This window comes from Sphingomonas sp. PP-CE-3G-477, assembly GCF_003050745.1.
Classification (GTDB): Bacteria; Pseudomonadota; Alphaproteobacteria; order Sphingomonadales; family Sphingomonadaceae; genus Sphingomonas.
The window spans coordinates 101,189-113,612 of record NZ_QAOF01000007.1 but is presented as its reverse complement, the minus strand read 5'-3'; the positions used below and the strand labels follow the sequence as shown (position 1 = coordinate 113,612).

Here is a 12,424-nt window from a genome sequence, read left to right as displayed (position 1 = left end):
AACCCGGTCTGACCGAGCGGGGTAGGCTAGGCGGCGTCGATGGGGCATGGCGTCCCCGTCTAACGAGGTGAGCTAGCAGATGGACGACCGAGCGACGATGCCGCGGATTGCGGGACCCGAGGATCATGTCGTGGTCGTCGGAGGCGGGTTCTCCGGCGCGTTGTTCGCGGTCAATCTGATGCGGCATGAGGGGCCGCGCGTGACCTTGATCGAGAGGCGAGACCGGCAGCTTGCGCGCGGTGTCGCGTATAGCGCGGCGCATCCCGATCACCTGCTCAACGTCCGTGCGGGGAACATGAGCGCGCTGCCCGACGATCCCGACCACTTCGTCCGCTGGCTGGAGGCGCATGGCAAGGGTGACCGCAAGACCTTCGTCCCGCGCACCACCTATGGCGCGTATCTTCGCGAACTGCTCGATGCGGCGATCACGGAGTCCGACGGCCGGCTGGTTCATGTCGAGGGCGAGGTCTGCGCGATCGATCCGGCCGAAGGCGACGGCGTGACGCTGACGATGGCGGACGGGCGCAAGATCGCCGCCGACACCGCGGTGCTCGCGCTCGGTAACCTGCCACCACACACGCCGCCGGGGTTGAAGCCGGACGCGCTGCCGCCCGGTGTCTATTACGCGGACCCCTGGGCCGCCAACCTTGCCGAGGGGTTGGGCGCGGACGATACCGTCGTGCTGGTCGGAACCGGGCTGACCGCAATCGACGCGGCGTTGCTGCTCGATGCGCAGGGGTTCGCCGGAAATATCCTGGCGATGTCGCGACGCGGGTTGTCGCCGCGACGGCATGTCGATGGCGCGCCGGCGCACCGCGGTGTTTCGGACAAGCCCCAGGGTGGGCTGACCAATCTCGTCCGCCATGTCCGCGCTCGTGCCGCCGAAGAGGGCTGGCGCTGCGCCGTCGACGAGCTTCGTCCGGTCACGCAGATGCTGTGGGCGGCGGCGTCGCAAGAGGTGCGCGGGCGCTTCCTTCGCCATCTACGCCCGTATTGGGACGTGCACCGCCACCGGCTCGCACCGGCGGTTGCGGACCGGGTCGAGGCGCTCGTCGCGACCGGGCGGCTGACCTTCGCGGCGGGCAAGATCGTGTCCGCCGACGCCGACGGGACGCAGGCAAAGCTGACGTGGCGGCCACGCGGCGAGACCGACCCGGTCGTCACGCGTTCGGCGCGGATCGTCAATTGCACCGGGCCGCAGGGTGATTTGCTCCGCTCGGAGGAACCGCTCGTGAAGCATTTGCTCGCGGCGGGTGCGATCCGGCCCGATCCGTTGCGGCTCGGCGTCGATGTCGATGCCCAGTCGCGCGCGATCTGTGCCGATGGGACTCCCGACGACCGGATCCACTGCATCGGGCCGATGACCCGCGGCGGGCTGTGGGAGGTCGTCGCGGTGCCCGATATCCGCGTCCAGAGCTGGGACCTCGCGCGCCGCCTGTCGAACGCGCAATGGGTGGGCGGCGAAGGTCTTTGATTGCGATCCGGCGGTTTCTCGCGGGCGATGCGGCGGGGGCCATCGTGCTGCTCGCGGCGGCGATAGCGGCACTGATCGTCGCAAACTCACCGCTCGCGCCAACCTACTTCGCGACACTGCACCACGCAGTCGGCGGGATGAGCGTCCACCACTGGATCGACGACGGCGCGATGGCGCTGTTCTTCCTGCTGATCGGGCTGGAGGTGAAGAGCGAGTTCGTCTCGGGACATCTCTCGACCTGGGGCGAGCGCATCATGCCCGGTGCGGCGGCGATCGCGGGCATGGCGGTGCCGGCGGGCCTCTATGTGCTCGTCAACATGGGTACGCCCGCCAATCTGCGCGGCTGGGCGATCCCGGCGGCGACCGACATAGCGTTCGCACTCGGCATCCTCGCGCTGCTCGGCTCGCGTGTGCCGACCTCGCTGAAGGTTCTGCTGACGGCGATCGCGGTGATCGACGATCTGCTCGCGATCCTCGTCATCGCGCTGTTCTACACGGGTCATATAGCGCTGCTGCCGTTGCTTGCGGCGGGCTTAGGGCTCGGCGTACTCGTCATCCTGAACCTTTCGGGCGTGCGGTCGCTGGTGCCGTATCTGCTGATCGGCGTTGGCATCTGGTACGGTGTTCTGCTGTCGGGTGTGCATGCGACGCTCGCCGGTGTGGCGGTCGCGTTGACGATCCCGCTGCGGACGGGAGACGGCCAGCCGCCGCTGAAACGTCTCGAACACGCGCTCCAACCCTGGTCGAGTTTCCTGATCGTGCCGGCGTTCGGGTTCGCCAATGCGGGCATCGCGTTCGGCGGAATGGTGGCGGCGGACGTCGTGTCGCCGCTGCCGATCGGGATCATGCTGGGACTGTTCCTCGGCAAGCAGATCGGCATCTTCGCGACGATCCGTGGACTCGTGACGTTCCGGCTGGCCGAGGCGCCCAGGAACGCGAGCTGGGCACAGGTGTACGGCATGGCGGTGTTGTGCGGGATCGGCTTCACGATGAGCCTGTTCATCGGCGGGCTTGCCTTCGCCGGCGCGCCGCACGCGATGGACGCGGTGAAGGTTGGCGTGTTCGCGGGCTCGATCCTGTCGGGCGTCGCCGGCTGGCTGATCCTTCGCCGCACCGCATAGTAAGTCGGTAATGCTGACCGGCACTGGGTAGGCACCACCCCGGCGGAGGCCGGGGCCCAGTTAGGCAACGATGCTATGTGCGGGTGCGCTTTGTTACAGCGACCTTTCCACCTGGGCCCCGGCCTCCGCCGGGGTGGTGCAGCTGTGCCAGTACGGTAGCCGTCGATAATTCCGACAATACTACGCGAAACATATGCTTCGGCCCGGCAATCGATCTCGAATTGCTACGTCGCCGGAGCCTAATTGCCAGTCCTCGCGAACCGCCATCCTTCCGGCGGGACGCGCATGGGGACCGCAATGCATATTCTTCGTTTCGCCGCCGCCACCGGACTTCTCGCCGGTATCGCCACGCCCGCGTTGGCACAGGATACCGCGCCGCCATCACCGGTAACCGTCTCCGGTTCGGTGACGCTCGCGACCGACTATCGCCTGCGCGGCGTGTCGCAGTCGGACAAGGACGGCGCGATCCAGGGCGGGCTGACGATCGCGCACGACAGCGGGTTCTACGTCGGCGCATGGGGCTCGAACCTGTCGGGCTGGGGCACGTTCGGCGGCTCGAACATGGAGCTCGACCTGATCGGCGGCTACAAGCACAAGCTTGCGGACAACGCGACGATCGATGTCGGCCTGACCTGGTACATGTATCCGGGCGGCGCCTCGAAGACCGACTATGCCGAGCCCTATGTGAAGCTCAGCGGTACGACTGGTCCGGCGACGTTGACCGCGAGCGCGTTCTATGCGCCGAAGCAGCAGGCACTCGGCAAATGGTATCGCACCGGCGCCGACGCGGCGGCGGGCGTCTATACCAATCCCGGCGCCAAAACCGACAACCTCTACCTCACCGGCGACGGTGCGTTCGCGCTTCCCGGCACGCCGATCACCGCCAAGGCGCATATCGGCCATAGCTGGGGCAATGACGGCCTCGGCCCCAACGCGACCAGCGCGGCGCCGACCGGCGACTATTGGGATTGGTCGCTGGGCGCGGACACTACGTATAAAAACCTGACGCTGAACGTGAGCTATGTCGACACCGACATCACGCGTCGCAGTGCAGCGTATCTCCAGCCCAGCTTCTCCCGCGGCCAGGACGGCACCGGATCGATCGCCGACGGCACGATCGTCGCCTCGCTCACCGCCGCCTTCTGAAGGATCCACCAATGCAGGACCTTCTCTGGATAGCCATCATGATCGGACTGGTGGCGGCGACGCTCGCCTATGTCCGCCTGTGCGACAACGCCTGAGCCCATGAGGACACCATCATGACCCTCGACCTCTGGCTCGCCGCGATCGTCGCGCTCGGGCTGCTGTTTTACCTCGTGGCGGTGCTCATCCGCCCCGAACGCTTTTAGGAGCGCGTCCTCATGACATTCGAAGGATGGATCCTCATCCTGGGCTTCGTCGGCATCCTGCTGGCGTTGACCAAACCCGTCGGAATGTGGCTTTTCGCCTTATACGAAGGCCGTCGCACGCCGATCCATGCGATCCTCGGCCCCGTCGAGACCGGCTTCTACAAGCTCAGCGGCATCGATCCGAAGGCGGAGCAGGGCTGGCGCCGTTACGCGCTGCACATGATCATGTTCAACGCGATGCTGATGGCGCTGACCTACGCGGTGTTGCGTCTGCAAGGCGTGCTCCCCGGCAATCCGCAGGGCTTGGCGGGGCTCAGCCCCCATCTCGCATTCAACACCGCGATCAGCTTCACGACGAACACCAACTGGCAGAGCTATGGTGGCGAATCCACCGTGTCGAACTTCAGCCAGATGTTCGGCCTGACGATCCACAACTTCCTGTCGGCGGCGACCGGCATCGCGCTGGCATTCGCGCTATTCCGCGGGTTCGCGCGGCGCTCCAGCGCAACGATCGGTAATTTCTGGGCCGATATGACGCGCGTCACGCTCTACGTGCTGCTGCCGATCTGCGTCGTCGTGACGCTCTTCTACATCGCCAGCGGCGTGCCGCAGACGATGGCCGGCACGGTCGACATCACCACGCTCGAAGGGCTCAAGCAGACGCTGGTGCTGGGTCCGGTGGCGAGCCAGGAAGCTATCAAGATGCTCGGCACCAATGGTGGCGGCTTCTTCAACGCGAACTCGGCGCATCCGTTCGAAAACCCGACCGCGCTCGTCAACCTCGTGCAGATGCTGTCAATCTTCCTGATGGGTTTCGGTCTCACCTGGACCTTCGGCAAGGCCGTCGGCAACACCAGGCAGGGCTGGGCGATCCTCTCGGCCATGCTCGTGCTGTTCCTCGCCGGCGTCACCGTCACCTATTGGCAGGAAGCCGCGGGCAACCCGATCCTCCACAATATCGGCGTCGCGGGCGGCAACATGGAAGGCAAGGAGGTCCGCTTCGGGATCGCCGCGTCGGCCCTGTTCTCGGTCGTCACCACCGCCGCATCGTGCGGCGCGGTCAACAGCATGCACGACAGCTTCACCGCGCTCGGCGGCATGATCCCGCTGCTCAACATTCAGCTCGGCGAAGTCGTCATCGGCGGCGTTGGTGCAGGCATCTACGGCTTTCTGCTGTTCGCCATCCTCGCCGTGTTCGTCGCAGGCCTGATGGTCGGCCGCACGCCCGAATATGTCGGCAAGAAGATCGAATCGCGCGAAGTGAAACTGGCGGTGTTGGCGATCGCCATCCTGCCGCTCGTCATCCTCGGCTTCACCGCGCTCAGCGCCGTGCTGCCGGACGGGCTGGCGGGGCCGCTTAACAAGGGGCCGCACGGGTTCAGCGAGATTCTCTACGCGTTCACCAGCGCGGTCGGTAACAACGGGTCGGCGTTCGCCGGGCTCACTGCCAACACGCCCTATTACAACGGCTTGCTGGGCGTCGCGATGTGGTTCGGGCGCTTCTTCATCATCGTGCCGATGCTCGCCATCGCCGGTGGTCTCGCCGCCAAGAAATACACGCCGGAGAGTTCAGGCTCGTTCCCGACGACGGGTGCGCTGTGGGTCGGCCTGCTGGTCGGGATCATCCTGATCGTCGGCGGCCTGACCTTCCTGCCGAGCCTCGCGCTCGGTCCCATCGCCGATCATCTCGCGATGATCAGCGGCAAAACCTTCTGACGGGACAAGCCAAAATGGCACGCACCCCTACCAAGTCGCTGTTCACAGCCGACTTGATCGTTCCCGCGATCGGCGACGCTTTCCGCAAGCTCGATCCGCGGCAGTTGATCCGCAACCCGGTGATGTTCGTCACCGCCGTCGTCGCCACGCTGTTGACGATCCTCGTCAACGTCGGCGGCGACGGGCTGTCGGTCGGCTTCAAGATCCAGCTGGTGATCTGGCTGTGGCTGACGGTGTTGTTCGGCACCTTCGCCGAAGCGCTCGCCGAAGGCCGCGGCAAGGCGCAGGCCGCGTCTCTCCGCGCGACCAAGGCCGAGCTGACCGCCCGCCGCATGAAGGGCGACCAGGTCGAGTCCGTCCCCGCCAGCATGCTGCGCGCGGGCGACATCGTCCTCGTCACGATGGGCGACCTGATCCCCGCCGACGGCGAAGTCGTCTGGGGCGTCGCCTCGGTCAACGAAGCCGCGATCACCGGCGAAAGCGCGCCGGTGATCCGCGAGGCGGGCGGCGATCGCTCGGCGGTGACCGCGGGCACGCGCGTCATCTCCGACGAGATCCGGGTGAAGGTCACGGCCAATCCCGGCGAAGGCTTTCTCGACCGCATGATCGCGCTCGTCGAGGGCGCCGAGCGGCAGAAGACGCCGAACGAGATCGCGCTGACGTTGCTGCTCGTCGGCCTGACGATCATCTTCCTGATCGCGGTCGGCACGATCCCCGGTTTCGCAAGCTATGCGGGCGGCCGTGTGCCGGTCGCGATCCTCGCGGCGCTGCTGATCACGCTGATCCCGACGACGATCGCGGCGCTGTTGTCCGCGATCGGTATTGCCGGCATGGACCGACTGGTGCGCTTCAATGTGCTGGCGAAGTCCGGACGTGCGGTCGAGGCGGCGGGCGATATCGACGTGCTGTTGCTCGACAAGACGGGTACGATCACGATCGGCGATCGTCAGGCGAGCGAGTTCCGGAGTGTCGGTGGTACGCGTGACGAGGACCTTGCCGAGGCGGCGTTGCTTGCCAGCCTCGCCGACGAAACACCCGAGGGCCGCTCGATCGTCGTCCTCGCGCGCGAAAAGTTCGGCGTGACGACCAGCGAACTGCCGGGCGATGCGGAGGTCATTCCGTTCACCGCGCAGACCCGGATTTCGGGTGTGATCGTCGGTGGCTCGCTGATCCAGAAGGGTGCGGTGGACTCGATTCTGAAGGCCAATCCGGGGGCAGGGGCAACCGCCGCCGCGACCGAACTGCGCCGGATCACCGACGAGATCGCCCGTGCAGGCGGTACGCCGCTGGCAGTCGCCCGCGACGGTAGGTTGCTCGGCGCGATCTTCCTCAAGGACGTCGTGAAGGCCGGCATCCGCGAGCGGTTTGGCGAACTGCGCGCGATGGGCATCCGCACGGTGATGATCACCGGCGACAACCCGCTCACCGCCGCCGCGATCGCTGCCGAGGCGGGCGTCGACGACTTCCTCGCGCAGGCGACGCCGGAGGACAAGCTCGACCTGATCCGCAAGGAACAGCAGGGCGGGCGACTGGTCGCGATGTGCGGCGACGGCACCAACGACGCACCGGCTTTGGCGCAGGCCGACGTCGGCGTGGCGATGAACACCGGCACGCAGGCCGCGCGCGAGGCTGGCAACATGGTCGACCTCGACAGCGATCCGACCAAGCTGATCGAGATCGTTGGCCTTGGGAAGCAACTCCTGATGACCCGCGGTGCGCTGACGACCTTCTCGGTGGCGAACGACGTGGCGAAGTATTTCGCGATCATCCCGGCGATGTTCGTCGCGCTCTATCCGGGGCTCGGCGTGCTCAACGTGATGCGGCTCGGCTCGCCCGAAAGCGCGATCCTGTCCGCGATCATCTTCAACGCGATCATCATCCCGATGCTGGTGCCGCTCGCGCTGAAGGGCGTTGCGTACAAGCCGATGGCCGCGGGGCCGCTGCTCGCGCGCAACCTGGCGGTGTATGGTCTGGGGGGGCTGGTCGCGCCGTTCGTGGGGATCAAGCTGATCGACCTTCTGGTCGGCGCGCTGGGGCTGGCGTAATGATCGAGCGTGCAACTTTACAACAAGAGCTGGCACCACCCCGGCGGAGGCCGGGGCCCAGGTGGAAAGGTCGCGGTAACGAAGCGCACCCGCCGTTAGCGACGTTCCCCAACTGGACCCCGGCCTCCGCCGGGGAGGTGCTTGGCGGGCGCGGCCGAGATGCGACGTGTGACCTCACCCCCAAGAATTGTTCACCCGCGAAGGCGGGTGCCCAGACTGGGTTCCCGCCTTCGCGGGGACACATGGAGACGACAGAATGACCTCCGATTTCACCTCCGCCCTCCGCCCCGCGTTTGTCATGACGATCCTGTTCGCGCTGCTGCTCGGGATCGTCTATCCCCTCGCGATGACCGGGATCGGACAAGCCATCTTCCCCGCCCAAGCAAACGGCAGCCTCGTCATGGCCAACGGCAAAACGATCGGCTCGACCGTAGTCGGCCAGGCCTTCACCACCGATCGCTATTTCCAGACGCGCCCCTCGGCCGCCGGCAAAGGCTATGATGGCCAGGTCTCGTCCGGCTCGAACTACGGCCCGACCAGCCAAGCACTCGTCGATCGCACCAAGGCGGACGTCGCCAAGCGCCGCGCAGAAGGCGTGACCGGGCCACTCCCCGCCGATCTTGCCACCGCCTCGGGTTCGGGTCTCGACCCCGATCTGTCGCCAGCCTCGGCCTATGCCCAGGTCGCCCGCGTCGCCCGTACCCGCGGCCTTCCTGCCGACAAGGTCCGCGCGCTGGTAACCGCCAACGTCGACGGTCCACTGCTCGGCATCCTCGGCGAGCCACGCATCAACGTCTTCGCCCTCAACCGCGCCCTCGACGCAACGCGTTGAACGACGACGGACGACCATCACCCGAGGCCCTTCTGCGACAGGCGTCGCAGGAGGGTCGCGGCCGTCTGAAGATCTTCCTCGGCGCCGCCCCCGGCGTCGGCAAGACGTACGAGATGCTCTCCGAAGGCGCGGAACGTCGCCGCGCGGGCGTCGACGTCGTCATCGGCGTGGTCGAGACGCACGGCCGCGTCGAAACCGAAGCGCTCACCAGGGGCCACGAGATCGTCGCGCGCAAGGCGATCCCCTATGAAGGCCGCACGCTCGACGAGATGGATCTCGACGCCATCCTCGAACGCGCGCCCACGCTCGTCCTCGTCGACGAACTCGCCCACACCAACGCCCCCGGCAGCCGCCACCCCAAACGCTATCAGGATGTCGAGGAACTGCTCGCCGCGGGCATCGACGTCTATTCGACGATCAACATCCAGCACATCGAGAGCCTCAACGACGTCGTCGCCTCGTTCACGCGCGTCCGGGTCCGCGAGACCGTCCCCGACAGCATCGTCGAGGCGGCCGAGATCGAAGTCGTCGACATCCCGCCCGACGAACTGATCGAGCGGCTGAAGGCGGGCAAGGTCTATCTCCCCCACGAAGCTACGCGCGCGCTCGCGCACTTCTTCTCCAAGTCGAACCTGTCGGCCTTACGCGAGCTCGCGCTCCGCCGCGCCGCGCAGGCCGTCGATGCGCAGATGCTCGAACACGTCCGCGCATTGGGCGTCGGCGGCACCTGGGCAGGCGGCGAACGGATCGTCGTCGCGATCAGCGAACTGCCCGGCGCAATGGGCCTCGTCCGCGCCACCAAGCGGATCGCCGACGCGATGCACGCGCCCTGGACCGCGGTGTATATCGAGACGCCCCGCGCGCAGACCTTCGGCGAGGCCGAGCACCGTCAGCTCGCCGCGGTCTTCAACCTCGCGACCCAGCTTGGCGGCGACGTCGCGACCGTCCCCGCGACATCGGTGGTCGACGGCCTCAAGACCTTCACCACCGAGGCGCGTGCGACGCAGCTGGTGGTCGGCAAGTCGACCCGCTCGCGCTGGTTCGAACTCCGTCACGGCTCGGTCGTCGACCAGATGGTCCGCGAGTCACCGGGGATCGCCGTCCACGTCCTGCCGATGGACCCAGCCACCGCGCCCCACGGCACGCGCGCGCGGACCGGCGGATGGGGCAGCAAGGCGGGGTACGCCTGGACGACGGCGATGGTCGCAGCCGTTACTGGCGTGGCGAGCGCGCTGTTCCACATCCTCAACCTCGGCAACGTCGCGCTGCTGTACCTGCTGCCGGTGATGGCCGCGGCGAGCCTGTTCGGCCTGCGCACCGGCCTGTTCGCCGGGATCGCCTCGTCCATCGCGTACAACTTCTTCTTCCTGCCGCCGACCGGCACGCTGACGATCAACAATCCCGAAAACGTGATCTCGATCCTCGTCCTGCTCGGCATCGCGTTCGTGACGAGCCAGCTCACCTCGCGGGTCCGCGCGCAGGCCGATATCGCTGCCGCCAGCGCGCGCACCAACGCCGCGCTTGCCGGGTTCCTGCGCCAACTGACCTCGCTCAACGAGCCGGTCGCGCTCGCACGCGCGATCTGCGAGGAAATCGGACGGCTGTTCGGCGTGCGCGCGGTCATCCTTGTCGCGGAGGACCCTGGCCTTGCGGTTCAGGCGGCGAACGGCGCGGATTATCGGCTGGAAACTATGGAGATGGCAGCCGCGCAATGGGCGTATGATACGGGCGCGCCGGCGGGGCGTGGGTCGAGCACGCTGGCAGCGTCGGAGTGGTTCTTCCAGCCGTTGCGCTCGGGCGAGCGGACGCTGGCGGTGCTCGGCCTCGCGCGTGAGGCGGGTGGCGATCCGGTGCGATCGGACCAACTGCCATTGCTGATGAGCCTGGTCGATCAGGCATCGCTGGTGCTCGAACGCGCGCGGCTCGAGGTCGATATGCGCGATGTCGATGCGGTGCGCGAGCGTGATCGGTTGAGGCAGGCGTTGCTGTCGTCGGTAAGCCATGACCTGCGCACGCCACTCACCTCGGTGATGGCAGCGGCAGCGGAATTGCACCGCGGCGTCACGCCGGAGCTGATCGCCACGATCGAGAGTGAGGCGGCGCGGCTCAACCGGTTCGTCGGCAATCTGCTCGATATGGCGCGCGTCGAGGCGGGGGCGCTCCGGTTGCGGCTGGAGCCGACCGACCTTACCGACGCGGTGGCGGGCGCGGTGCACGACACCAAGCGCGTGCTCGAGGGCCATGCAATCGAACTCGACGTCGCGCCGAACCTGCCTCTGGTCCGCGTCGATCCGCAATTGCTCCACCATTGCCTGCTCAACCTGCTCGACAACGCCGGGCGCTATGCAGACCCCGGCACGCCGATCGTCGTCCGTGCGGAGCACCGCTTCGGGATGCTCCGCCTGTCGGTAATCGATCAGGGACCCGGTTTGCCACCCGGCCGCGAGAAGGAGGTATTCGAGACGTTCCGTCGCCTCGAGGGCTCCGACCGCGCGATCGGCGGGACTGGGCTCGGGCTTGCGATCGTCAAGGCGTTCGCCGAAGCGATGGGCATGACCGTCGAAGCCAGCAACCGCGAAGACCTGACGGGCGCACGGTTCAGCCTGTGCTTTCCCGTGGCCCTGCTCGTCCGCGACACCGATGGAGCGAATCTATGAGCGCGCAGACGGTCCTGATCGTCGACGACGAACTGCACATCCGGCGGTTGTTGAAGAATACGCTGGAACGCGCGGGATACGGCGTGAAGGAAGCGGTCGATGCGCGTGAGGCGCTGCGGATTGCGGGAAGCCGGCCGTTGACTGCGGTGCTGCTGGACCTGGGGTTGCCCGATCGGGATGGGCTTGAACTGGTGCCGCTGCTGAAGAAGCTTGGCGATCCGATCATCCTCGTCGTCTCCGCGCGCGAGGCGACCGACCAGAAGGTCGCTGCGCTGGATCTCGGGGCGGAGGACTATGTGACGAAGCCGTTCGATACCGAGGAACTGCTCGCACGGTTGCGGGTGGCGTTGCGGGGGCGCGGCGAGGCGACATCGCGGCCGACGGTCTTGCACGCGCATGGGGTGGAGATCGATTTCGAGCACCGGCTCGTCCGCCGCGGGAACGAGGAAGCGCATCTGACGCGGAAGGAGTTCGACGTGCTCTCGGCGTTGGCGGCGCATCCGGGGCGGGTGGTAACGCATCAGCGGATATTGGAGGCAGCGTGGCCGACCGATCATGACCGCCGGATCGAATATCTCCGCATCGTCGTGCGTAACTTGCGGCAGAAGCTGGAGGGGACGGGGGGCGTCGGCACGGTCATCGCGAACGAACTCGGGATCGGGTACCGGCTGTTGGTCGACGCCTGAGCTGGAAGAGCTTGTTTCCCCGCGAAGGCGGGGACCCAGACTGGGCTCCCGCCTTCGCGGGAGAACAAGGACCCGGGCGGTTCGCTGGTAAATGCGCGCAGCAAACCCTCACCCTAGCGAAAGCTAAAGTTCCCAGCCACGCGTCGCCCCTGCCGCGCGAGTTCCCGGCTTTCGCCGGGATGACGGGGTCGCGCACTACGCGAACACTATGGCTCCCCCTCAAAACCAATCTCGAACGCTTATGTGGTCGGCGATAGCTGAAGTGTCGCATGACCGACGCCCACCGCCTCCGCACCGATCTCAGCCTTCGCGCGAGCGGTGTCCTGTCACTCACCACCGCCGTCATCGCGATTCACACGCTCGCCCGTCTCCACCCGCAAACCGGCCCGCTTGCGTTCCTGCTCGCCGCGATCGACTTCCTATGCGCCAGCGCCGGAACGATGCTGGTGGTCGTCGGCGGCCATATTCACGACCCGGTCAGCATCAGCGCCCGCTGGCAACGCGCCGCGCGATAGGCCGCGCCCGCCGCGGGACCTGTCGACGC

10 protein-coding genes are annotated in these 12,424 nt (G+C 67.0%); all 10 read left to right on the top strand.

From position 1 onward, the window contains the following. Window positions 1-79: 79 nt before the first annotated feature. The 10 genes from C8J45_RS14225 (at window position 80) to C8J45_RS14180 (ending at window position 12,395) form a co-directional block, all read left to right on the top strand. Window positions 80-1,474, top strand: coding sequence for an FAD/NAD(P)-binding protein (locus C8J45_RS14225; protein ID WP_107963802.1), 1,395 nt, complete (start codon window positions 80-82; stop codon window positions 1,472-1,474). Continuing rightward, window positions 1,471-2,595: a Na+/H+ antiporter NhaA gene (nhaA, locus tag C8J45_RS14220; RefSeq protein ID WP_258191466.1), complete on the top strand. Its 1,125-nt coding sequence runs from the start codon at window positions 1,471-1,473 to the stop codon at window positions 2,593-2,595. The genes C8J45_RS14225 and nhaA overlap by 4 nt, the downstream gene beginning before the upstream one ends. A gap of 297 nt (window positions 2,596-2,892) precedes the next feature. After that, the gene (locus C8J45_RS14215) at window positions 2,893-3,741 is read left to right on the top strand and encodes a TorF family putative porin (RefSeq protein WP_107963869.1); all 849 of its coding nucleotides are present in this window, start codon (window positions 2,893-2,895) and stop codon (window positions 3,739-3,741) included. A gap of 113 nt (window positions 3,742-3,854) precedes the next feature. Beyond that, window positions 3,855-3,944: a K(+)-transporting ATPase subunit F gene (gene kdpF / locus C8J45_RS14210; protein ID WP_055875324.1), complete on the top strand. Its 90-nt coding sequence runs from the start codon at window positions 3,855-3,857 to the stop codon at window positions 3,942-3,944. Between the two features lie 12 nt (window positions 3,945-3,956). Beyond that, window positions 3,957-5,660 (top strand): potassium-transporting ATPase subunit KdpA, encoded by a 1,704-nt coding sequence (gene kdpA, locus C8J45_RS14205; RefSeq protein ID WP_107963800.1) that lies wholly within the window; start codon window positions 3,957-3,959, stop codon window positions 5,658-5,660. 14 nt (window positions 5,661-5,674) lie between these two features. Further along, window positions 5,675-7,705: a potassium-transporting ATPase subunit KdpB gene (gene kdpB, locus C8J45_RS14200; protein ID WP_107963799.1), complete on the top strand. Its 2,031-nt coding sequence runs from the start codon at window positions 5,675-5,677 to the stop codon at window positions 7,703-7,705. A gap of 256 nt (window positions 7,706-7,961) precedes the next feature. Continuing rightward, entirely contained in the window at window positions 7,962-8,537 is a 576-nt protein-coding gene (gene kdpC / locus C8J45_RS14195; RefSeq protein WP_107963798.1) for a potassium-transporting ATPase subunit KdpC, read from the top strand. Beyond that, on the top strand, window positions 8,534-11,194 hold the full coding sequence (locus C8J45_RS14190; RefSeq protein WP_107963797.1) for a sensor histidine kinase KdpD: 2,661 nt from the start codon (window positions 8,534-8,536) through the stop codon (window positions 11,192-11,194). The genes kdpC and C8J45_RS14190 overlap by 4 nt, the downstream gene beginning before the upstream one ends. After that, window positions 11,191-11,880, top strand: coding sequence for a response regulator transcription factor (locus C8J45_RS14185; protein WP_107963796.1), 690 nt, complete (start codon window positions 11,191-11,193; stop codon window positions 11,878-11,880). The genes C8J45_RS14190 and C8J45_RS14185 overlap by 4 nt, the downstream gene beginning before the upstream one ends. A 269-nt stretch (window positions 11,881-12,149) precedes the next feature. Beyond that, a complete protein-coding gene (locus C8J45_RS14180; protein ID WP_107963795.1) occupies window positions 12,150-12,395 on the top strand; it encodes a hypothetical protein in 246 nt (81 codons plus the stop codon). The last annotated feature ends 29 nt before the right edge of the window (window positions 12,396-12,424 follow it).